Annotated in this window: 24 protein-coding genes and 1 tRNA gene; 10 read left to right on the top strand and 15 right to left on the bottom strand. The window is 65.8% G+C overall.

Annotation, left to right across the window (positions count from 1 at the left end):
• The first annotated feature begins 91 nt into the window (after nucleotides 1–91).
• Entirely contained in the window at nucleotides 92–910 is an 819-nt protein-coding gene (locus AEB_RS05695; RefSeq protein ID WP_119082317.1) for a DUF2711 family protein, read from the top strand.
• 114 nt (nucleotides 911–1,024) lie between these two features.
• Here AEB_RS05695 and AEB_RS05690 read toward each other — a convergent pair whose 3' ends face one another.
• Nucleotides 1,025–1,591, bottom strand: coding sequence for a TetR family transcriptional regulator (locus tag AEB_RS05690; protein ID WP_119082316.1), 567 nt, complete (start codon nucleotides 1,589–1,591; stop codon nucleotides 1,025–1,027).
• A gap of 73 nt (nucleotides 1,592–1,664) precedes the next feature.
• Between AEB_RS05690 and AEB_RS05685 the strand changes: the two genes are divergently transcribed.
• Nucleotides 1,665–2,714, top strand: a complete 1,050-nt coding sequence (locus tag AEB_RS05685; protein WP_119082315.1) for an aromatic ring-hydroxylating dioxygenase subunit alpha — start codon at nucleotides 1,665–1,667, stop codon at nucleotides 2,712–2,714.
• Between the two features lie 12 nt (nucleotides 2,715–2,726).
• Here AEB_RS05685 and AEB_RS05680 read toward each other — a convergent pair whose 3' ends face one another.
• Nucleotides 2,727–3,632, bottom strand: a complete 906-nt coding sequence (locus AEB_RS05680; protein ID WP_119082314.1) for a LysR family transcriptional regulator — start codon at nucleotides 3,630–3,632, stop codon at nucleotides 2,727–2,729.
• A gap of 100 nt (nucleotides 3,633–3,732) precedes the next feature.
• Here AEB_RS05680 and AEB_RS05675 point away from each other — a divergent pair, with 100 nt between their 5' ends.
• Complete coding sequence (locus AEB_RS05675; RefSeq protein WP_119082313.1) at nucleotides 3,733–4,062, top strand: nuclear transport factor 2 family protein; 330 nt, start codon at nucleotides 3,733–3,735, stop codon at nucleotides 4,060–4,062.
• Nucleotides 4,059–4,838, top strand: coding sequence for an SDR family oxidoreductase (locus AEB_RS05670; RefSeq protein WP_119082312.1), 780 nt, complete (start codon nucleotides 4,059–4,061; stop codon nucleotides 4,836–4,838). Before AEB_RS05675 ends, AEB_RS05670 begins: the two co-directional genes overlap by 4 nt.
• 190 nt (nucleotides 4,839–5,028) lie before the next feature.
• Here AEB_RS05670 and AEB_RS05665 read toward each other — a convergent pair whose 3' ends face one another.
• Entirely contained in the window at nucleotides 5,029–5,340 is a 312-nt protein-coding gene (locus tag AEB_RS05665) for a hypothetical protein (RefSeq protein WP_145985270.1), read from the bottom strand.
• A 10-nt stretch (nucleotides 5,341–5,350) separates the two neighbouring features.
• Nucleotides 5,351–5,716 carry a winged helix-turn-helix transcriptional regulator gene (locus tag AEB_RS05660; RefSeq protein WP_119082310.1) on the bottom strand — a complete coding sequence of 122 codons (366 nt, stop codon included), beginning with the start codon at nucleotides 5,714–5,716 and terminating at the stop codon, nucleotides 5,351–5,353.
• Between the two features lie 85 nt (nucleotides 5,717–5,801).
• Between AEB_RS05660 and AEB_RS05655 the strand changes: the two genes are divergently transcribed.
• Nucleotides 5,802–6,539, top strand: coding sequence for an SDR family NAD(P)-dependent oxidoreductase (locus tag AEB_RS05655; protein WP_119082309.1), 738 nt, complete (start codon nucleotides 5,802–5,804; stop codon nucleotides 6,537–6,539).
• Between the two features lie 235 nt (nucleotides 6,540–6,774).
• Here the strand turns inward: AEB_RS05655 and ssb are convergent, their stop codons facing one another.
• The 5 genes from ssb to AEB_RS05630 form a co-directional block, all read right to left on the bottom strand.
• Nucleotides 6,775–7,320, bottom strand: coding sequence for a single-stranded DNA-binding protein (gene ssb, locus AEB_RS05650; RefSeq protein WP_119082308.1), 546 nt, complete (start codon nucleotides 7,318–7,320; stop codon nucleotides 6,775–6,777).
• Nucleotides 7,321–7,408: 88 nt separating this feature from the next.
• Nucleotides 7,409–9,262 (bottom strand): ferrous iron transporter B, encoded by a 1,854-nt coding sequence (gene feoB / locus AEB_RS05645; protein WP_119082307.1) that lies wholly within the window; start codon nucleotides 9,260–9,262, stop codon nucleotides 7,409–7,411.
• A complete protein-coding gene (locus tag AEB_RS05640) occupies nucleotides 9,259–9,498 on the bottom strand; it encodes a FeoA family protein (RefSeq protein WP_119084484.1) in 240 nt (79 codons plus the stop codon). Before AEB_RS05640 ends, feoB begins: the two co-directional genes overlap by 4 nt.
• 67 nt (nucleotides 9,499–9,565) lie before the next feature.
• A complete protein-coding gene (locus AEB_RS05635) occupies nucleotides 9,566–10,237 on the bottom strand; it encodes a COQ9 family protein (protein ID WP_231958930.1) in 672 nt (223 codons plus the stop codon).
• Nucleotides 10,221–10,868: an ankyrin repeat domain-containing protein gene (locus tag AEB_RS05630; RefSeq protein WP_231958929.1), complete on the bottom strand. Its 648-nt coding sequence runs from the start codon at nucleotides 10,866–10,868 to the stop codon at nucleotides 10,221–10,223. The genes AEB_RS05635 and AEB_RS05630 overlap by 17 nt, the downstream gene beginning before the upstream one ends.
• 81 nt (nucleotides 10,869–10,949) lie before the next feature.
• On the opposite strand from AEB_RS05630, the gene AEB_RS05625 reads away from it, so the two are divergent.
• Genes AEB_RS05625 through AEB_RS05610 form a run of 4 tightly spaced genes read left to right on the top strand, consistent with a single transcriptional unit; the run spans nucleotide 10,950 to nucleotide 13,209 of the window.
• Nucleotides 10,950–11,534 (top strand): SCO family protein, encoded by a 585-nt coding sequence (locus AEB_RS05625; RefSeq protein ID WP_231958928.1) that lies wholly within the window; start codon nucleotides 10,950–10,952, stop codon nucleotides 11,532–11,534.
• Nucleotides 11,522–11,965 (top strand): YcgN family cysteine cluster protein, encoded by a 444-nt coding sequence (locus AEB_RS05620; protein WP_119082304.1) that lies wholly within the window; start codon nucleotides 11,522–11,524, stop codon nucleotides 11,963–11,965. Before AEB_RS05625 ends, AEB_RS05620 begins: the two co-directional genes overlap by 13 nt.
• Complete coding sequence (locus tag AEB_RS05615) at nucleotides 11,962–12,684, top strand: M48 family metallopeptidase (protein WP_119084482.1); 723 nt, start codon at nucleotides 11,962–11,964, stop codon at nucleotides 12,682–12,684. Before AEB_RS05620 ends, AEB_RS05615 begins: the two co-directional genes overlap by 4 nt.
• Nucleotides 12,685–12,729: 45 nt before the next feature.
• On the top strand, nucleotides 12,730–13,209 hold the full coding sequence (locus AEB_RS05610; protein WP_119082303.1) for a hypothetical protein: 480 nt from the start codon (nucleotides 12,730–12,732) through the stop codon (nucleotides 13,207–13,209).
• 7 nt (nucleotides 13,210–13,216) lie between these two features.
• Here AEB_RS05610 and AEB_RS05605 read toward each other — a convergent pair whose 3' ends face one another.
• The 3 genes from AEB_RS05605 to AEB_RS05595 form a co-directional block, all read right to left on the bottom strand.
• Nucleotides 13,217–13,759, bottom strand: coding sequence for a GNAT family N-acetyltransferase (locus tag AEB_RS05605; RefSeq protein ID WP_119082302.1), 543 nt, complete (start codon nucleotides 13,757–13,759; stop codon nucleotides 13,217–13,219).
• Nucleotides 13,760–13,761: 2 nt separating this feature from the next.
• Nucleotides 13,762–14,937 carry an amino acid aminotransferase gene (locus tag AEB_RS05600; protein WP_119082301.1) on the bottom strand — a complete coding sequence of 392 codons (1,176 nt, stop codon included), beginning with the start codon at nucleotides 14,935–14,937 and terminating at the stop codon, nucleotides 13,762–13,764.
• An 88-nt stretch (nucleotides 14,938–15,025) separates the two neighbouring features.
• Complete coding sequence (locus AEB_RS05595) at nucleotides 15,026–15,829, bottom strand: DUF1134 domain-containing protein (RefSeq protein ID WP_119084481.1); 804 nt, start codon at nucleotides 15,827–15,829, stop codon at nucleotides 15,026–15,028.
• A gap of 222 nt (nucleotides 15,830–16,051) precedes the next feature.
• On the opposite strand from AEB_RS05595, the gene AEB_RS05590 reads away from it, so the two are divergent.
• Nucleotides 16,052–16,141 (top strand) — tRNA-Ser (locus AEB_RS05590).
• Between the two features lie 578 nt (nucleotides 16,142–16,719).
• Here AEB_RS05590 and AEB_RS05585 read toward each other — a convergent pair.
• Genes AEB_RS05585 through AEB_RS05575 form a run of 3 tightly spaced genes read right to left on the bottom strand, consistent with a single transcriptional unit; the run spans nucleotide 16,720 to nucleotide 19,644 of the window.
• Complete coding sequence (locus AEB_RS05585; RefSeq protein ID WP_119082300.1) at nucleotides 16,720–17,730, bottom strand: class 1 fructose-bisphosphatase; 1,011 nt, start codon at nucleotides 17,728–17,730, stop codon at nucleotides 16,720–16,722.
• A gap of 4 nt (nucleotides 17,731–17,734) precedes the next feature.
• A complete protein-coding gene (locus AEB_RS05580; protein WP_119084480.1) occupies nucleotides 17,735–18,640 on the bottom strand; it encodes a shikimate 5-dehydrogenase in 906 nt (301 codons plus the stop codon).
• Nucleotides 18,641–18,645: 5 nt separating this feature from the next.
• Nucleotides 18,646–19,644, bottom strand: coding sequence for a LacI family DNA-binding transcriptional regulator (locus tag AEB_RS05575; protein WP_119082299.1), 999 nt, complete (start codon nucleotides 19,642–19,644; stop codon nucleotides 18,646–18,648).
• Nucleotides 19,645–19,751: the final 107 nt, after the last annotated feature.

Genomic DNA, 19,751 nt, shown 5'->3' with positions numbered 1-19,751 from the left:
CTATCGTCTTCCGACAACATTGCGGTCATTGTGGTGGCAGGTTGAAAGAGCGCAAAGCAGACAGATCCCGCTATCTGTGTAATTGAGCGCCATGGACAATTTCGACCGCAGCAAGCTCGCACCGCCGGACGACGCCGCAATGCTGCCTTGGTATCGCGGTGCGTTCAGCCACGGCTTCGTGGCCTTGCATCCGTTTTTCACCGTCGACGGCCTTGATCCGGCCACGTGCGATTACGGAACGTTGGTCGTGTCCGCATCGGACCGCCCCGATGACGTGAATTTGCTCGAGTGGATGGATGTGCTCAAAGCCGAACGTCGTGTCGGAAAGGAAATTCCCCACGGCTCTCTCGCCGACATCACAAAGCGATTTGCTAGTCGAATCCGATGGCAAACGATCTGCCAGCAACTAAACCTACCCGATCATCGCGCTCTCGACCGTGCTTTGAGGACCAACATCTTGGGGCTTCGACGCGACCTTGAAGATCGGGCAGCCGTGGAGAGGCTAATCACCTATTGCCGCCAAGAACGAATTTTCCTGCCGACCGAAGGCAATTTTCAGCCGACAATGGAGGCCGATCTCGTCTCCCTGTTCCAACGCGCCGGTCTGTCGGAGGTCATTGTGGGCGATGAATTTGGCGAAGATGAGGTCGTAGTATCGCTGACCACTCTAGGCGACTGTTCCTCTTGGGAGACAAGGGACGATTTGCCGAAATGGGGCGCGAGGCGGCTCATCGCGCCTGATCGATCATTGCTCGCTTGGGTGCACTGGGACAGCTTTTACACGGCGGTGTTCGGCACCCAGGAGCGTATGCGGGATATTCAAATAGGGGAAAGCTTCGAAGGGTTTTGGTGCTCGGAGGAGACCACAACTTTTTGGCTGATGGAGGATGCCGTTCCCATCGTGCAATGACCAATGAAAGTTGCGTGAACCGCAGTTAAGCCTTCGTAAGCTGCCAGACCGCTTTCCACCCCATCTCGGCCGTTTAGACCTTGCGCCGAAAGCGGTCGTTTATGAGTTCACGACCTAGCCCTCGTCCGCCGCGAAGCCGCGCACCAGTGCGTCCAGCCCCGGCTCGAAGCTGCCTTCGAAATCCAGCATCTGGTCGAGGAAGCTGTGCATCGGCCCATTGGCTTCGAACGCCGCCCAACCGAGCGTGAAGGAAATGACCGCGGCCTGCATGGACAGCGCCTGCCCCCGCTCCAGCCCCAGCGCTTCCAGCGGCGCGGCGATGCGTGCGGCCTGCCGCAGCGGATCGGCCTCCGCCGCGGGCCGCGCCATTGCGCAGAGCCGCGCCCCGTCGCGCTGCGCGGCATAGCTGCGGCGCAGCGCACGGCCGAACTGGCGCAGCCAGTCGCGCCAGTCCTCCGCCCGCTCCACCGCGCCATAGGCATCGGCATAGATACGTCCCGCCATCATCCCCAGCAGCGCCGCCTTGTCCGCCACGTGCCAGTAGATCGCCGGCGCCTGCACCCCCAGCCGCGCGGCGAGCCGCCGCATGCTGAGCGCATCCAGCCCGTCCTCGTCGAGCAGCGCGAAAGCCGCGGCGACTAGGCGATCGACATCCAGCGCAGGGGCGGCACGGCTGGCCATATCCTTCGATTGACTCCTTAACACTGTTAAGTCACCCTGCACGGCAGGAGAGAGAACTGGGAAGGTGCCCGTGATGAGCTATGTTCGCAATGCCTGGTATGTCGCCGGCTGGTCGCAGGATCTGGCGGCGGAGAAGCCCTTTGCGATCACCGTTCTGGGCGAGCGGATCGTGATCTGGCGCACCGCGGCCGGCAATCTGCACGCGCTGGAGGATCGCTGCGTCCACCGGCTCGCCCCGCTGTCGCTCGGCCGCTGCGAAGGGGAGCGGCTGCGCTGCATGTATCACGGCCTGCTGTTCGATCCCGATGGCAAGGTGGCGGAAATCCCGGGGCAGGAGCTGATCCCCGCCCGCGCGCAAGTGCGCCGCTATCCGGTGGCGGACCGCCACAGCTGGCTGTGGGTGTGGATGGGCGACCCCGCGCTGGCGGACCAGGGGCTGATCCCCGCCGCCGTGGGCCTCGACCATCCCGACTACATTCTCGGCCACGGGCAGCTGGACTATGCGGCCGAAGCGCGGCTGATCAACGACAATCTGCTCGATTTCAGCCATCTCACCTTCGTCCACGCGGAAAGCTTCGGCGCCGGCCCGCAATTCGCCGCCACGCCCGGCCGCATCACCCCGATCGAGCGCGGCATCCGCTACGAACGCTGGACGGAAAACTCTATGGGCTCCTCCTCCCGCAGGAGCGAGGTGCCGATGGACAGCTTCATGAGCTATGACTTCGTGATCCCCGGCATCCTGCTGATGACCGGCGGCGTGTTCCCGCTCGGCACGGCGAAGGCCTGCGACTACGGCCAGCCGGACTACAGCAAGGCAGTGAGCGGCGTGACCTTCACCAGCCAGGCGGTGACGCCGATGGAGGGGAAGACCGCCCGCTACTTCTTCTCCTGGGGCCCGCATCGTAACCATGGCGACGAAGCGCAGCGCGACCTGCTGATGGGCATCGCCGCCAAGGCCTTTGCCGAGGACAAGACCATGATCGAGGCGCAGCAGCGCGTGATCGACGACACGCCCAATCCGCAGGTGATGCCCACCGCCCACGACCGCGGCGTGACGCTGTTCAACCGGCTGGTGGAAAAGCTCGCGCGCGAGGAACAGCGGGAGCAGAGCGAGGCGGCGTAGCGCCTCCCACGCTTACCGGCGCGAGGCGCGGGCGAGTTCCCGCGCGAGATCCACGAACACCCGGAACGCGGCAGGCGGGTTGCGGCGGCTGGGGTAATAGAGGCACAGCGGCGAGAGCGGCGGCGTCCAATCCTCCAGCAGCCGGACCAGCCGCCCTGCCGCAATATCCTCGCGCACGTCGGATTCCATGAAATAGCCGATGCCCACCCCCGCATGCACGGCCATGCGCGCCAGGCTGGCCTCGTCCAGCGTGATCGGGCCGTGGACGTCGATCTGCAGCGGCTGCCCTTCCGCTTCGAACTGCCAGCGCAGCAAGGCGCCGTTGGGCAGGCGCGTGCGGACACAGGCATGGTGCAGCAGGTCGGCGGGCACGCGGGGGCGGCTGCGAGTGTCGAGATAGGCGGGCGCGGCAACGACGGCGTTGCGTCGGGGCGCGCCCAGCGGGATGGCAATCATGTCCGTGGGCACGAGAGCCTGGCTCCGCACGCCGAAGTCGAAGCCGTCCGTCACAATATCGACCAGCCTCCCTTCGGTGACGAGATCGATGCGCACCCCGGGGAAGCGCCGCAGGAACTCCAGCACCAATGGCCCCAGGATCTCGCGCCCCGCCGCCGCGAAGGTGTTGATGCGCAAGGTGCCGGACGGCGTCTCCTGCTCCGCGCGCACGGCGTCCAGCGCCTGATGGATGTCCCGCAGCGCCGGGCTGACCTGATCGACGAACCGGCGCCCGGCCTCCGTCAGGGAGACGCTGCGGGTCGTGCGGTTGAACAGGCGCACGCCCAGCTGCCCCTCCAGCTTGGCGATCGCATTGCTGAGCGCACTGGTGGACAGGCCCAGATCGAGCGCCGCGGCGCGGAACGAGCCCCGCCGGCCGATCGCCAGCACGGCATCCAGATCGGAGAGGCTGTGGCCACCCATTATCCTGTATCCTACAATACTTCGTCTCGCTTTATCCCGATTATCGGAACAGGGTCAAAGGCCTAAATCTCCCCGCATCAAGTGCAGAAGGAGAAAGCCCGTGACCATCGAACTACCCCAGGCGATCGCCGCCTATTTCGCCGCCGACAGGAAGGCCGACGCGCAGGCGATTGCCCAATGCTTCACGCAGGATGCCCGCGTGATCGATGAAGGCAACAGCTACACCGGCCGCGAGGCGATCCGGCAATGGATGGCCAATGCCTCCACCCAATACAGCTACACGGTGGAGCCCTTTTCGCTGGTGGAGGACGGCGGGCGGACGATCGTCACCAGCCATCTCACCGGCAATTTCCCCGGCAGCCCGGTGGACCTGCGCTATCTGTTCGTGCTGCGCGGAGATGCGATTGCCGAGCTGGAGATCGTACCGTGACGCCGTTCCTGACGCTGGAGGGCAAGCGCGCCCTCGTCACCTCCGGCACGCGCGGCGCGGGGCGCGCCACCGTGGCGCTGTTCGCGGAACTGGGCGCGCGCGTGCTGACCACCGCCCGCACCCCGCCGCCGGAGATGCCGGAGGCGCATTTCGTGGCCGCCGACCTCACCCGGGCGGAGGGCTGCGCCGCCGTGGCCGCCGCCGTGCGCCAGCGGCTCGGCGGGGTGGACATCGTGGTTCACATGCTCGGCGGCTCGTCCTCACCGGCCGGCGGCTATGCCGCGCTCGACGATGCGGCGTGGCAGAGGGAGCTGGATCTCAACCTCATGCCCGCCGTCCGGCTCGACCGCGCGCTGCTGCCCGAAATGGAGGCGCGCGGATCGGGCGTGGTGATCCATGTCACCTCGATCCAGCGGGAACTGCCCCTGCCGGAGGCGACGACCGCCTACGCCGCGGCCAAGGCGGCCCTGTCCACCTACAGCAAGGCCCTGTCGAAGCAGGTCGCGCCCAGGGGCGTGCGCGTGATGCGCGTCTCGCCGGGCTGGATCGAAACGGAAGCCTCCGTGCAACTGGCCGAACGCCTCGCGGCGGAGCACGGCGTCGGCGTTGAGCAGGGCAAGCGGATGATCATGGACTCGCTGGGCGGCATTCCCCTCGGCCGGCCGTCAAAGCCCGAAGAGGTCGCCAGCCTGCTGGCCTTCCTCGCCTCCGACCGCGCCGCCGCGATCACGGGCGCGGAATATGTGATCGACGGGGGGACCGTGCCGACGGTGTGAGAGCGGAGCCACTGCCCGAATTGATCGCGACCGCCAAGCCGCCGCTGAACGCCCTTGAGTGAAGCGGATGGTCGCCGCTACTGGAGGAGGATGTGTCCGCCGATGGCATGAGATACTGCCTATAAGTTCGACGTTTTGAGTCGCCTCGCTGAGTTAACCAAGCAAAGCGATCTTCATATAAGCACCGGCACTACTCGGGTAACGCCGCGAGCACGCGCTCATATTCACGTAGTTCAGCAGCCCGTTTCTGCCGCCGACGTCGCCAGACATAGCCCATCACCAAAAGCGGCGCAGCACCCATGCTCATCATTACTCCAACAAGCGGCACGGCGCTCCACTCGATTAAGCCTCTTGAAGCGGCCCACACCGCGTACAGCAATATTGCCCCCACCGCGACTACGCTTACTCCGAAGCAGAGAATTTCGATTGATCGCGAAGGAACAATTGGTCGGCGAAAATTCTTCATCTCAGTCGTCTTCTCCCTTTCTCCCTTCAGCTTCACCGGCACCCCCTCACCGCCAACCATCGCGCTCCGCGAACACCCGCGCCACGGCTTCCATATTCTCCGCGCCCCAGGTCGATAGCGGCACCAGCGCGTCGGCCAGCGTGCGGCCGAGCGGGGTGAGGGTGTAGTCCACGCGGGGCGGCACTTCCTTGTAATCGGTGCGGATCACGATGCCGTCCCCCTCCAGCTCCTTGAGCTGCTGGATCAGCACCTTGTGGCTCACCCCGCGCACGGCGCGCTGCAGCTCGCCATAGCGCTTGGGCCCTTCCAGCAGGAAATAGATGATCAGCGGCTTCCACTTGCCGGCGATCACCTTGAGCGTGGCGTCCAGCCCGCAGCTGAAGCCGGGGATGCAGGATCGGTCTTCGGACATATTTCGATACTTACCTAAAGGTGCATACTTGTCCATAGGTAGGTGCCCAACCAGCTTCGTGCCACCTCAAAGCAGGAGACACGATATGAACAGACTGGATGGCAAGACGGCGGTGATCACGGGCGGCGGCAGCGGCATCGGGCTCGCCGCCGCGCGGCGTTTCGTAGGGGAAGGCGCATTCGTCTTCCTGTTCGGGCGGCGGCCGGAGGCGCTGGAGGCGGCGGTGGCTGAACTGGGTGCGGAGCGGGCCGTGGCAGTGCCCGGATCGGTGACGGAGGCGGGCGATCTGGACCGGCTCTATGCCGAGGTGAAGGCGCGGCGCGGCACGCTGGACGTGGTGGTGGCCAATGCCGGCACGGGGGAGATCGTCCCGCTGGGGGAGATCACGCCCGAACATTATGACCGCACCTTCGATGTGAATGTGAAGGGCCTGATCTTCACCGTGCAGAAGGCGCTGCCGCTGATGGGCGAAGGCGGCTCCATCGTCCTCACCGGCTCCACCACCGGGGAAATGGGCACGCCTGCCTTCAGCATCTACAGCGCCAGCAAGGCGGCGGTGCGCAATCTGGCGCGCAGCTGGGCGCTGGATCTGAAGGGCAGCGGCATCCGCGTGAATGTGCTCTCCCCCGGGCCGACGCTGACCGACCTTGCGCTGGACGTGGTGGGCAAGGAGGCGTTCGAGGCGCTGGGCGCGGGCACGCCGATCGGCCGGCTGGGCGATCCGGCGGAAGTGGCCGCGGCCGCGGCCTTCCTCGCTTCCGCCGATGCCAGCTTCATGACCGGCGGCGAAGTGTTCGTGGATGGGGGGCTGGCGCAGGTCTGACGCGCCGAACCTTCCCTACAGCGGGTGCAGGGCGGCAGGGTGCGGGCAGATGCCTGCCCCTGCCCGCCTTTGCCTTGATGCTGATTTGCCGTTCGCGCCTGCGGCCGTTTTGCGGGCCTGCAGCCATGCTGCCGGCCCGCGTTTTCGGCGCCGTGTTAGAAAGCCCGGTTTTCCGTCCTTTAACCCTGTTCCACGGCGTTCCAAGCGTTCTCCAGCTGCGACGAACCGTTGCCGCTCAGAACGGGATGTCGTCGTCCAGATCGTCGTAATTGGAGCCGCCGCCGGAGCCGCCCCGCGCGCCCGCGCCGCCGGCCGCGCCGCCGCCGGTCTGGCCCCAGGAACCGCCCGACTCGTTGCCGCCGCCCTGATTCCAGCCGCCGCCGGAACCGCCGCTGCGCTGGCCACCACCACCACCGCCGCCGCCGCCCTGGGCTCCGTCGAGCATGGTGAGCGTGCCGTTCATGCCGCGGAGCACGACTTCGGTGGAGTAGCGGTCATTCCCGCTCTGATCCTGCCATTTGCGGGTCTGCAGCTGGCCTTCGATATAGACCTTGGAGCCCTTGCGCAGGAAGCGTTCCACCACGCCGACGAGCCCTTCGGAGAAGATCGCCACGGTGTGCCATTCGGTGCGTTCCTGCCGCTCCCCCGTGTTGCGATCCTTCCACGTCTCGCTGGTGGCGATGCGCAGGTTGGCCACCTTGCCGCCGTTCTGGAAGCTGCGGATTTCGGGATCGGCGCCCAGATTGCCGATGAGCATGACTTTGTTGAGGCTGCCCGCCATGGAATCGCTTTCCTCTCTAGGGTTGAGCCCCCGCTTATCGGATGGCCGGGCGGGCTGCTACCCTCGTGGGGGCGTTTTCAACTAGGCACTACAGCCCCAGCCCGGTGGCGATCCAGAAGGTCAGCCCGGCGAAAATATAGGCCAGCGCGAACAGATAGCCCAGCATTACCAGCGGCCATTTCCACCCGTTCGTCTCGCGCCGGGCGACCGCAATGGTGGAGAGGCATTGCGGCGCGAAGACGAACCAGGCGAGGAAGGCCAGCCCCATGGGCAGCGTCCACCGCAGGGCAAGCTGCTGTTCCAGCGCCATGGCCTGCGCATCCTCATCCTCCGCCGCCACGGCATAGGTGGTGGCGAGGGAGGACACGGCCACCTCGCGCGCGGCCATGGCCGGGATCAGGCTCAGCGCCATGTCGCGGTTGAAGCCGATCGGCGCGACCACGGGGGCGAGGCCATTGGCGATCTGGCCCGCGAAGCTGGCGTCCACCTGGTCTTCCCCCGGCCTCGCCTGCGGGAAGCTCAGCAGCAGCCACAGCACCACCGTGACGGTGAAGATGATCGTGCCGGCGCGGCGCAGGAACACCCAGGCGCGCTGCCACAGGCCGATCGCCAGGTCGCGCAGCGGCGGCCACTGGTATCGCGGCATTTCCATGATGAAGCCGGAGGCCGCGCCCTTCGTCACCGTCCGCCGCAGCACCAGCGCCGCCACCAGCGCGCCGACGATTCCGGCGACATACAGGGCGAAGAGCACCAGCCCCTGCAGGCCCACGGCGCCGGCCACCAGCCGGTTCGGGATCACCGCGCTGATGATGACGGCATACACCGGCAGCCGCGCCGAACAGGTCATCAGCGGGGCGATCAGGATCGTGGTCAGCCGGTCCTTCGGATCGGCGATGGCGCGGGTGGCCATGATGCCGGGGATGGCGCAGGCGAAGCTGGAAAGGAGCGGGATGAAGCTGCGGCCGGATAGGCCGACATAGGCCATCAGCCGGTCCATGATGAAGGCGGCGCGGGCCATGTAGCCCGATTGCTCCATCAGCAGGATGAAGGCGAACAGGATCACGATCTGCGGCAGGAACACCACCACCGCTCCCACGCCCGCCAGCACGCCCTGGGTCAGCAGATCGGTCAGGAAGCCGCCGGGCAGGTGGGCGTTGGCAAGGTCGATCAGCCCGCCGACGGCCGCGTCCAGCGCGTCGGCAAAGGGGGTCGCCCAGGCGAACACGGCCTGGAAGATGATGAACAGCAGGGCGAACAGGATCGGCGGGCCCAGCCAGGGATGCAGCAGCACCCGGTCCAGCTGCGCGTGGATGCGGTGCTGCGCGCTTTCGGAAAGGATCGCGCCCTGGGCGATATTGCGCGCGGCCAGCCGCCGTTCCGGCAGGGTGATGTGCGGCCGGCGATGGGGATGCGGCTCGCGCTCCGCCCGCGCTTCCGCCTCGGCCACCGCCTCGCGCAGCTGGTCGAGCCCGCGCCGGCGCACGGCGACGGTGGAGATCACCGGCACGCCCAGTGCCTGCTCCAGCGCGGCGGGATCGATCACCAGCCCGTCACGCTCGGCCAGGTCGACCATGTTGAGCGCCACCACGGTCGGCTTGCCCAGTTCGAGCAGCTCCTGCGCGAAGACCAGATGCTGTTCCAGGTTCGCGGCATCGAGCACGATCACCAGCACATCGGGCACGGCCTCGCCGGGAAATTCCCCGAGCACGACCTTGCGCGTCACCTCCTCGTCCGGACTGGTGGCGTCGAGCGCATAGGAGCCGGGCAGATCGACCAGCTCCACCGGCTCGCCCGAAGGCAGGAACATGCGGCCCGCCTTCCGCTCCACGGTCACGCCGGGATAGTTGGCGATCTTCTGCCGCGCGCCCGTCAGTGCATTGAACAGCGCGCTCTTGCCCGAATTGGGATTGCCGACCAGCGCGGCCCTGCGCAGCCGGCTCATTTCTCGCGCACCGTCATCGCGCGCGCATGCGAACGGCGCAGCGCCACCGTCATCCGGCCGATCTCGATCGCCAGCGGGTCGCGCCCGACGAAAATGCCGCGATGCGCCACTTCCACCTGCGCGCCCTCATCAATGCCCAGGGCACGCAGGCGCTTGCCTTCTTCAGGGGGGAGCTGGGCCCAGTCCACCGCCACGATTTCTGCGGGGTGGCGCGTGGGGAGCAGGTCGAGAGTCATCGCTTCGGTCACAAGCCGCCGGTGCCAGAGACGCCGCTCAATTGCAACTAGTTCGCAATATGAAATGTCAGTGCGCGGGGTAGCGCAATCGCCCCAGGAAGCGCGCGACATCGAACCCCTCGCGTCGCGCCAGGAAGCGCGCCTTCGCCTTTTCGAAAGCCATGACCCCTTCGATCCGTCGATCGAGAAAGGCCCGCGTCTCCGCCTTCCCTTCGCTCTCGTCGTCGATGAACACCGCCAGGGTGGCCGCATACAAGGCGCCGAGCGTGGCGCGCTTGGTGTAGTGATTATAGTCGGTGGCCGTATCGCCGGCGAGGCGCCACATCAGGTCGGCGCTGTGCCACCCGATCCTGAGGCTGCGCGGGAGGTTCTGCGGCATGGCCTCTATCGCCAGCGCGCGGCGCAGGGCCTCCTGCTCCTTCGCGACGGCGTCGAGGCGGAACTGCACCAGCGTGCGTATCCGCTCGCGGATCTTCATATTGCCCAGCGCGCCATCACCATAGGCGCGCACCATGCTGGCGTCGATCGCGGCAACCCAGGCTGCAATCATATCCATCGCACCGCCGGGAAAAGCCAGCCGGGCGACAGCCGGATCGACGCCTTCGGCCGCAGCGGCGGCGTGCAGCGCGGCATCGCCCCAGCCATCGAACACCGCCGCGCGTGCGATCCGCGGGGCGAGGGCGATGCGTAGCTGGTCGAGCGTGCGGTCCTCGTCCGCCATGTCAGAAGCTCGGCCCATAGACGGGGCCATCGGCTTTTGCCCGGTCCTTTTCCGACTGGGCATTGCGCTCGATCTCACCCAGCGCCTGGCTGCTCGGCCCGTCAAGCCGCGCATAATCGCGCGCACTGCGGCCGGAATTGTCCACCCGCTCGGGATCGGCGCCGGCCTTCAGCAGCACCCGCATCAGCGGGTAATCCCGCGCATGGACCGCGGCGATCAGCGGGGTTTCGCCGGCCTTGTTCGGCTCGTCCACGCGCGCCCCTGCCTTCACCAGCGCCTGCACCGCTTCGAGGAAGCCCATGCGGCAGGCAAGGATCAGCGGCGTCACGCCCCGGCGATCGGCCACGTTGGGATTGGCCCCGCGATCGGTGAGATAGCGGATCCAGGTGAGATCGCGGCCCTGGATCGCGAAGTGCAATGCCGTTTCGCCGGATGTCAGATCGCGCGAATTGATGACGGTGGAGCCCGGCTCGTTCAGCAGCTCATTCGCATCGTTGAGGTTCTTGTCCTTGACGGCCTTCAGGAACTTGTATCCGTCGGAATAGGTCTGCGCCGTAGCCGGCATCGCGATCGCCAGCACCATCGCCGCAATGGCCGCGGCCACCCCGTTTCGCATCCAGCCCCGAACCATCACTGCACCTTCTTCCACCACGAATTCCCGATAATCGCCCGGCTCCCGGGACGTCACCCCTTGCGGGAGGAGCGTTAGCAGAGCATGAACATTTGCGCCATGTCCAAGCCCCTAGCAATCCGCTTGGCAGCCTGCCTTGCCCTCACCCCGCTTGTCGCCTGCCAGTCAGAAGCCCCGCCGCTTGCCGGCGCCGCGATCGGCGGCCCATTCACGCTGGTGGATAGCAAGGGCGACACGGTTCGCTGGCAGGATTTCGATGGCAAGTATCGGATGGTCTATTTCGGCTATACCTACTGCCCCGATGTCTGCCCCTATGACGTGCAGCGCATGATGCAGGGATATGCCCGCTTCAAGCAGAGCGAACCGAAGCTGGCGGCGGAGGTGCAGCCGATCTTCATCAGCATCGATCCCGGCCGGGATACGCCGCAGGTGGTGGGCGAATTCACCCATGCCTTTTCAAACGACCTGATCGGCCTCACCGGCACGCAGGCGCAGGTGGATGCCGCCGCCAAGGCCTTCAGCGTCTATCACGCCAAGGGGAAGGTCAATTCGGCCGGTGGCTACCTGATGGATCATAGCCGCGGCACCTATCTGATGGGCCGCAAGGGCGAACCGATTGCCCTGCTGCCGGTGGATGCCGGCGCCGATGCCGTTGCCGCGGAACTGGAAAAATGGGTGAGCTGAGGGATCGTTTCTGGGAGCTGCCGCTGGACGCGCTGAACCGCGCGGAGTGGGAAGCCCTGTGCGACGGCTGCGGCCGCTGCTGCCTGCACAAGCTGGAGGATGAGGAGACCGGCGCCATTGCGGAGACGAATGTCGCCTGCAAGCTGCTGAATACGGCCACCGCCCGTTGCAGCGACTATCGCCACCGCAAGGCCTTCGTGCCTGACTGCCTGCGGCTCACACCCCGGTTGGTGGCGCAGATCAACTGGTTGCCGGAAAGCTGCGCCTATGTTCGCCGGGCCCGAGGCCAACCCTTGCCGCGCTGGCATCACCTGCTGACCGGCAGTGACGAGGCGATGAAGCGTGCCGGAGCCAGCGTGGCCGGCCGGGTGGTGAGCGAAACGGACGCGGGGCCGCTGGAACACCATGTGATCGAATGGGAGCGCGGATGATCGACTGGCTGCGGCAGGACATGCAGCATCCCACGATTGCCGTGGGCGGGCGCGACCTGCCGCTTGCCATCCGCCGTCACCCGCGCGCCCGCCGACTCACCATGCGGCTGGCGCCCGATGGCAGCGAAGTGCGGATCACGCTGCCCCAATGGGGCCGCACGCTGGATGCGCTGGTGTTCGCCCGCAGCCGTGTGGAATGGCTGGAGCGGCAACTGGTCACCATCCCCACCGCCGCTGCCCCCGCGCCGGGCGGCACGTTGAGCTATCGCGGGCAGTCGCTGGAAATCCGCTGGGATGCCGCCCACCCCCGCAAGCCGCGCTTGCTGGAAGGGGCGCTGCAGCTGGGCGGTGCGCAGGAGACGCTGGCAACCCGCCTGCGCCGCTGGCTGGAAGCCGAAGCGCTGGATCTGCTCGCCGGCGATCTGGCTCATTACTGCGCTCTTGCCGGCCAGCGGATGCCCGAACTGCGCCTGTCGCGCGCGCAGCGACGCTGGGGCAGCTGTTCGGGTCGCAACTGCATCCGCATCAACTGGCGGCTGGTGCAGGCACCCGATCCCGTACGTCGATCGGTGGTAGCGCACGAAGTGGCGCATCTGGTGCATTTCGATCATTCGCCCGCCTTCCACGCCTTGCTGCGCGAGCTGTTCGAAGGCGATGTCAAGGCCGCGGATCAGTGGCTGCGGCGGGAAGGCCGCTCCCTCTACACTACCTTCTGCTGAAAGGGCCCTCTGGCGCATCGCGGGGGGAACGCCTATCTGCGGGCCATGGCTTTCTGGCGTAATGTTTCACCGGGTGGCGCGGTCGCCGACTTCGCAAACGTGTGGCGGGACAACCCGCAGCGCTGGCGCGTGCTCGCGGTGTCGATTGCGGCCACGACGGGGCTGATGACCCTGTTTATCCCGGAAACCCAGGTGGCAGACCCGCCAAAGCCAAAGATCACCTATATCACCGCATGGTCGGCGGACCGGTCCGATGCGGAGATCATCGCCTCCAACATCGCCAATCAAAAGCGCAAGGAAGAGCGCGAAGCGATGATCGCCGCCGCTGAAGAGCGTCGCAAGGAGATCTATCGTGCGCTAGGCCGCGCCACCGGCCTCGACGTTGACGCGATGGAGAAAGACATTGCGCGCGAAGAGGCGGCGGAGGCGGCAGCAAAGGCCAAGCCTGCACCGGAGCGGGAAGGCGCCTCTGCCGCGCAGGCCGAAGCAGAAAAGGCGGCTGCGGGCCCACAGGCCGAAAACTGACGCTGCCCTATGCGGAGAGCGGCCCCGCCGCGAAACTCTCGCGCGTGACTTCGAACACCACATGCTCGATCTGCCGGCCGCCCCGGTCTGCCCAATAGGTTTCACCGGTCAGCCGGCCGCCGATATTGGCCATTGCGCGGCGGGAAATCACATTGCCAGCGCCCACGCGGAAGATCACCCGCCCCACATGGCGCAAGGCGTAGGCCAGCATCAACTTCTTGAATTCGGCGTTGTAGCCCAGGCCCCAGTAATGGCGCGCGAGGAAGCTCCAGCCGATTTCCACCTCCCCCTCCCCACGGGGATCATACCCCTGGAAGCGAGAGGAGCCGATCACTCCGCCGCTGGCCTTGTCCACCACCGCCAGCGCTCCGCCCTGCGCCAGAGCATCCTCGAAAAAGGCCCGAAAGACCGGCTCCTGCCAGCGGTTCGGCTCCGGGTGCATAGCCCATAGCTCGCGATCGGAGGCTACCTCGTAGAGTGGCTCCCAATCGCGCTCTTCCAGGGGTCGCAGCCACAGCCGTTCCCCTTCGAGAAACGGTTGCCGGTTCATGCTCAAGCGGTGACGTCGGCCAGGGCAGCCACGAATTTGGGCAGGTTGTTCATGGTGAGGCCGGCAATATTGATGCGGCCCGAACCGGCCATGTAGATGCCGTGCTCTTCCCGCAATTGCTGCACCTGCTCCTTGCTGACCTTGAGCATGGCAAACATGCCATTCTGTTCGGCCAGCGGCGCGAGGTCGATCGCGCCCGCGGTGCCGCGCTCGGCCAGAGCCGCGCGGACCTGGCGGATACGCTGGCGCATTTCGGCGACCTCGGCCAGCCACTGCTCGGTCAGCGCGGAGTCGCGCAGCACGAGCCGCACCGCGGCCGCGCCGTGATCAGGCGGCATGGACCAGGCCGCGCGGGCCAGCGCCGCGCCGTTGGAGAGGATCGGGCCGAGCCCCTGCGCATCACGTGCCTGCACATAGAGCGCGCCGACGCGGTCACGATAGAGACCGAAGTTCTTGTCGCAGCTGTAGCCCACCAGCGCTTCCGGCACCGCAGCCAACAGCTTGCGCGTGCCTTCCGCATCTTCGTCCATGCCACGGCCGAGGCCCTGATAGGCGAGATCGACGATCGGCAGCACGGGGCTGTTCGCCAGCAGGGCGACGATGGCGTCCCACTGCTCCGGCGTATAGTCCACCCCGGTGGGGTTGTGGCAGCAGCCGTGCAACAGCACTGCATCGCCTTCGCCCGCATCCTGCAAGGCCGCTTCAAGCGCCTGAAGATCGGCGGCGCCGTCTTCCGTCGCATGGTTGAAGGCGACCAGCTCGAGACCCAGGTCCGCAAAGATCTGCGCGTGGTTGGGCCAGCTCGGCGTGCCCATCAGTACGCGGGTGATACCGGCGCGCTTCGCCAGCGCCGCCGCCAGGCGCACCGCGCCGGTTCCGCCGGGTGTCTGCATGCCATCGATCCGGCCATGATGCGTGGCATCCTTGCCGAAGATGTGCGGCATCAGCGCATGAACGAAACTCATGTCGCCTTCCGGCCCGAGATAGGCCTTGGTGTCCTGCGTATCGACCAGCAGCTGCTCGGCCGCCTTGATGGAGGCGAACACCGGCGTGTCGCCATCGCGCGTGCGATAGACGCCCACGCCAAGGTCGATCTTGTCGGGCCGTGCGTCGGCCTCATAGAGTTTGATCAGCGCGAGAAGCGCGTCGGGCGGCTGTTGTTCGAGTCTGTCCAGCATGGCGCGGCGCTCATGCCCAGCCTCACGCCGCGCCGCAAGCCGGTTCCGCCAATTTTTCCTGTATTTCCGCCTTTGCGGCGGTCCCGTATCAGAAAGGCAGCCAGCGCTGCTTCTTGGAGAACTTCATGTAACCGGCGTTCACGCCCACGCGCAGCCCCGCACCGACGCGGATGGGGATCAGCACCACGTCGCCCTTGCGAAGGTAGCTCGCATTGAAGCCGCCGACGAAATAGAGCTGTCCCTCGCCCGCCGGATAGCGCTCGTAGAGCTCCTCCGTGTCGTAGAGATTGTACACCAGCACGAAGGTATTGCCCGCGTTGGCGCCGGCATCGAAGCCGATCGATGGCCCGGTCCAGTACACCGGCCGCTGCCCCTCCACCTTGTGGAACAGCGTCCCCGAGCCATAGCGTGCGCCGAAGATGAAGGCCGCGCCCGCCTCGCGCCCGACGATATAGGCGTTGGGCTCGCCCTGCTTGCGCAGGATATCCTCGATCAGTCCAGCGAGCCCTTCGGCACCCTTGCCGAACAGTCCCTCGGCCGCACCAATCAGGTCATCTTCCTTGTAGGTATCGCCCTCGCCAGACACCGCTGCCTGCGCTTCCGCCGCCGCCGGATCTGCGGCAGGGGCACCGGTGGTGGCAGCCGGCTGCCCATAATCGGGCTGCGATGTGGGCGGGGGCGGCACATCGCCGTCCTGTTTGTAATCAGGAATCTGGTAGTCGCCATCCGCACTGCTGGACGGCGCCTGAGGCTGGGCCAGGTCGCCGTCGATCGCCGCGTCCGGATCGACCGTCTGGATGCCCTGCGCCAGCGTGGGAGAGGCCGCGCAGGCGACCGCGAGCCCAAGCACCACGGCGAGCGCATGGCGGCGGCAATTGGCGGCTAGCTGCATCATCATTCTCGGCAAATCCCTCTTCCATCCGGTCGCACCCTTGCCGGGCAACAAGAATCCCTCACGCCTGAAGCAGCAATGAATGCGCGGCGAAGCGAGTCGCTTTCGGGCCGAGCCGAATCCTCCCAGTGCGAGCCGCCGGAGCGAAGTTTCGCCATTGCACCACACCCACTTGATGCGCACCCGTACCGCCGTTATAGGCCGCCCCTCGCCAGAAGGCCCGGAGACGTGGGTGAGTGGCTGAAACCAGTTCCCTGCTAAGGAACCATACGAGTAATCGTATCGAGGGTTCGAATCCCTCCGTCTCCGCCACATCCCGCGATAAGCGGTTGATTTCTGAGAGATTTTCGACCAGGCGAGCATCTCGCGCTCAGTGCGCATCGTAAGAAGTGTGCGCCGAAGGTCGCCGCGAATTGACATGCGGGGCGGTCAAGCTGTCCGCGGTCGCGGAACGCACTGGTCGAGCAAGTCATGCAGCCACTCGCTGATTGCCCGGGGAGGGGCGATCAGCCCACCCGGAGAGCTTGTGCCGAGGCGCTGCAGCGACGCTCAAGTTGATGATCGAATTTGGGCTGATGCGAAGGGTCCGGAACACAGCTATCGGGTTCCGATCGGGCGAAGCTGATGTTGTCTGTCGTCGGGGGCATTGACCGCTTGCGCTCGGAGTACGACATTCCGGGAGCACAATCGCGATAAGCTTCTGCTGGAAGCGTATCTTACAGAGTCGGTTGTGCGTGAACGTGCTTCAGCCAGATTGCCGCAAGAGAAGCTGATTTTGGTCATCTGTTTTGCGGAAATGACGCTGACTTTTTCGTATTCTCCCTTCGATGGAAGCGCGGCATAGTCTCAAGCTAGCCAGGCCCGGGGTGGGCAGTTCTTGCAAGGTATCTCTAGGATCGTGCTCCCGACGCCGCAGCGACCTCCGCTTTGTCGCCAAGGATCACACCGATGCGCTGGTGCAGCCCGATCGGTTCGGCATCGAGAATACGTTTCGCTCCGTCGCTCGCCGCGCCGCCCGCCTGTTCAATCAGGAAGGCCATCGGGTTCGCTTCGTAGAGCAGGCGCAGCTTTCCCCTGCCCCCAGCACGATGATCGGCGGGATAGAGAAACACGCCGCCGCGCTTCAGGATGCGATGCACGTCGGCCACCATGGAGGCGGTCCAGCGCATGTTATAATCCTCGCCAAGCGGCCCTTCGCTCCCCTGGAGGCGGTCCTCCACGAAACGCGTGATCGCGGGCGACCACTGCCTGCGACGCGCCATGTTGATCGCGAATTCGCGATTGCCGGCGGGAATCGTCAGCGGGCCGTCCGTCAGGCGCCAAGATCCGATCTCGCTGTCGAGCGTGAATTCGTAAACACCGCTGCCGACCGTCAGCACCAGCAGCGTCTGCGGGCCGTAGATCGCGTATCCGGCGGCGACCTGGCGGCGGCCGGGCTGGAGGAAATCGCGCTCCTCCACATCGCGACCTGCGCTGTCTTCCGGCGCAAGGAGTATGGAAAAGATCGTACCGACGGTGAGATCGACATCCACATTGCTCGATCCGTCGATGGGATCGAACAGCAGCAGATATTCGCCCTTCGGGTAACGATTGGGGATGAGATGGATTGCTTCCATCTCCTCCGATGCCATCCCGGCGAGGTGCCCGCCCCACTCGTTCGAGTCGAGCAGCAGATCGTTGGCGATAACGTCCAGCTTTTTCTGAACTTCGCCCTGCACGTTCTCCGACCCCAGGCTGCCCAGCACGTCGCCGAGCGCGCCTTTGGAGATGGCATGGTTGATCACCTTGCAGGCGCGGGCGATCGTTTCGATCAAGAGGCGCAGTTCCGCCGGGCAGGTGGAGCCAGGCAGGCGCTGCTGCTCGATCAGAAAACGGCTGAGGCTCGGTCCGGGATTGGGCATGGTCCTACAACTCCTTTCCGGCGGGCCGGTTAGCGCCCATCGCTAAGACGTTGCGAACCTGCGTCGCCACGGCATCGCCATGGGCGAAGGCGGCCGCTTCGACGATCTCGTGGGCAGCGGGGCGAATGCTCGTATAAAGCGCGAATTGTTCGACGGCTTGGAGTACGATCACGCTCGCGCCCGAGATAACGCGCTTGCCCGCATCGCGCGCGGTCAGGATGAACGGGGTTTCGGCGGGCTGCGCCACGACGTCGAAGGCGAGGTCGGATGCCGCGATCCAGGCTTTGGGAAAGGCTAGTTCGCCCGCATTCCCGCCCGCCATGCCGACAGGCGTTACATTGATGAGCAGCGGTGCGCCGGTGTCCGGCAGGTCTTCGCTCCATGCATAGCCATAGCTTTGTGCAAGCGCAGGTCCGGTGCCTCGGTTGCGGGCCAGGATGATGCCGTTCGCGAAGCCCAGATCGTGAAGGGCGGCAGCCACCGCCTTCGCCATCCCCCCGCTGCCGCGCAGGACGAACGGCGTCGCCGGATCAATGCCGTCCGCCGCCAAAAGGTCGCGCACCGCGATGAAATCGGTATTGTAGCCGGTCAGCACACCATCGTCGTTGACGATGGTGTTGACGCTGTCGATAGCGCGCGCCGATCCTTCCAGCGCGTCGAGCATCGGGATTACCGCTTCCTTGAATGGCATGGAAACGCCGCAGCCGCGGATCCCCAGCGCCCGGATACCAGCGACGGCGCCCGCCAGATCCTGCGTGCCGAAGGATTTATAAACGAAGTCGAGACCCGTCGTTTCGTAAAGCCGGTTGTGGAGCAGCGTGCCCGACCGCCCAGGCCGGCCGGAGAGTGAGATACACAATTTCGTGTCCGGCCCGATAGGCGGCTTCGTGCGTAGCCGGCGATCTGCCATGTCCGTCATTCCTTGCTCCAGGCGCCCTGTGTATGTCGTACGGACGAGCCGCGCTCTATCATGCGGCCCTGCAGCACCACCTTGCGGGCGGGTACGCCGGGGTTCGCTATCCGGTCCAGCAGCATGGTCATCGCTGTGCGTCCGATCTCGTTGACGGGCTGTTCGATTACAGTCAGTCCGCCACCGACGAATTCCATCCAGTCATTGTTGTCGAAACCCGCTAGGGCGACATCGTCGGGCACCCGTAGACCGATCTCGCGCAGCGCGCGTAGCGCGTTCAAAAGCATCACACCGTTACTAGCGACAATCGCATCCGGCCGTTCCCTTCCTTCGAGAAGTGCGCGCAGCGTGGCGGCGCCCTCGCATTCGGCGTGGGGGACGGCGTGTCCCATCGTGGTGAGGCCGAGTCGGGCGCCGGCGCGTTCGAAGCCGATGCGGCGCGCGCGACCGGTATCGCTATCAGCGCCGAACAGCCCCGTGATGCGCCGGTGGCCGTTCGCGGCGAGATGGTCGACCAGCGCGGCGGCCATCGCTTCGTTGTCGAGTGTCACGCAATCGAGCGCGCTGCCGGGCACGTTGCGGTCGATCAGCACCATCGGAAAGTCATGTTCCGGCGGCCGGTCGGTGGACCGCGCGGGAGCAAGGATCACGCCGTTGACCCGTTCCTGCTCCATCAGGTCAAGGTAGGCAGCCTCCTTCGCCGAGTCCTCGTCCGTATTGCTGAGAATCAGCCGCAGTCCACGCTCCGCCGCGATCATCTCGATGGTTCGCGAAACGGCGGTGAAGAAGGGATTGCGGATATCGGCGACGATCAGCCCGATCGTCTCGGATCGCTGCGAACGCAGACGCCGTGCGGCCAGATTGGGACGATATCCGGTTGCCGTCACCGCTGCCAGCACGCGCTCGCGCATGGAGCGATCGACCGCCTTTCCGGCAAGCACGCGCGAGACGGTGGCGGGAGAAACCCCGGCCTCTCGCGCCACATCGCGTATGCCGACAGCCATAAAACGTTCTCTCACCTGCGCCGATGTCTGGTAAACTTTCGCGCGACATCATGAAGATTCGTCAATCTTTTCGCAACCACCCTTGACAACAGAGTAGAGAAAACGTT

The organism is Altererythrobacter sp. B11 (assembly GCF_003569745.1).
Classification (GTDB): Bacteria; Pseudomonadota; Alphaproteobacteria; order Sphingomonadales; family Sphingomonadaceae; genus Croceibacterium_C.
Note: the sequence above shows the minus strand (reverse complement) of the source record. Positions and strands in the feature narration are given on the sequence as shown.

Bases quoted from the DNA above. Each gene is read 5' to 3' on its own strand.
- AEB_RS05695 (WP_119082317.1), top strand. From the start codon at position 92: ATGGACAATTTCGACCGCAGCAAGCTCGCACCGCCGGACGACGCCGCA.
- AEB_RS05690 (WP_119082316.1), bottom strand. From the start codon at position 1,591: ATGGCCAGCCGTGCCGCCCCTGCGCTGGATGTCGATCGCCTAGTCGCC.
- AEB_RS05685 (WP_119082315.1), top strand. From the start codon at position 1,665: ATGAGCTATGTTCGCAATGCCTGGTATGTCGCCGGCTGGTCGCAGGAT.
- AEB_RS05680 (WP_119082314.1), bottom strand. From the start codon at position 3,632: ATGGGTGGCCACAGCCTCTCCGATCTGGATGCCGTGCTGGCGATCGGC.
- AEB_RS05660 (WP_119082310.1), bottom strand. From the start codon at position 5,716: ATGTCCGAAGACCGATCCTGCATCCCCGGCTTCAGCTGCGGGCTGGAC.
- AEB_RS05655 (WP_119082309.1), top strand. From the start codon at position 5,802: ATGAACAGACTGGATGGCAAGACGGCGGTGATCACGGGCGGCGGCAGC.
- ssb (WP_119082308.1), bottom strand. From the start codon at position 7,320: ATGGCGGGCAGCCTCAACAAAGTCATGCTCATCGGCAATCTGGGCGCC.
- feoB (WP_119082307.1), bottom strand. From the start codon at position 9,262: ATGAGCCGGCTGCGCAGGGCCGCGCTGGTCGGCAATCCCAATTCGGGC.
- AEB_RS05640 (WP_119084484.1), bottom strand. From the start codon at position 9,498: ATGACTCTCGACCTGCTCCCCACGCGCCACCCCGCAGAAATCGTGGCG.
- AEB_RS05635 (WP_231958930.1), bottom strand. From the start codon at position 10,237: ATGGGCCGAGCTTCTGACATGGCGGACGAGGACCGCACGCTCGACCAG.
- AEB_RS05625 (WP_231958928.1), top strand. From the start codon at position 10,950: ATGTCCAAGCCCCTAGCAATCCGCTTGGCAGCCTGCCTTGCCCTCACC.
- AEB_RS05620 (WP_119082304.1), top strand. From the start codon at position 11,522: ATGGGTGAGCTGAGGGATCGTTTCTGGGAGCTGCCGCTGGACGCGCTG.
- AEB_RS05615 (WP_119084482.1), top strand. From the start codon at position 11,962: ATGATCGACTGGCTGCGGCAGGACATGCAGCATCCCACGATTGCCGTG.
- AEB_RS05610 (WP_119082303.1), top strand. From the start codon at position 12,730: ATGGCTTTCTGGCGTAATGTTTCACCGGGTGGCGCGGTCGCCGACTTC.
- AEB_RS05605 (WP_119082302.1), bottom strand. From the start codon at position 13,759: ATGAACCGGCAACCGTTTCTCGAAGGGGAACGGCTGTGGCTGCGACCC.
- AEB_RS05600 (WP_119082301.1), bottom strand. From the start codon at position 14,937: ATGCTGGACAGACTCGAACAACAGCCGCCCGACGCGCTTCTCGCGCTG.
- AEB_RS05595 (WP_119084481.1), bottom strand. From the start codon at position 15,829: ATGCAGCTAGCCGCCAATTGCCGCCGCCATGCGCTCGCCGTGGTGCTT.
- AEB_RS05585 (WP_119082300.1), bottom strand. From the start codon at position 17,730: ATGCCCAATCCCGGACCGAGCCTCAGCCGTTTTCTGATCGAGCAGCAG.
- AEB_RS05580 (WP_119084480.1), bottom strand. From the start codon at position 18,640: ATGGCAGATCGCCGGCTACGCACGAAGCCGCCTATCGGGCCGGACACG.
- AEB_RS05575 (WP_119082299.1), bottom strand. From the start codon at position 19,644: ATGGCTGTCGGCATACGCGATGTGGCGCGAGAGGCCGGGGTTTCTCCC.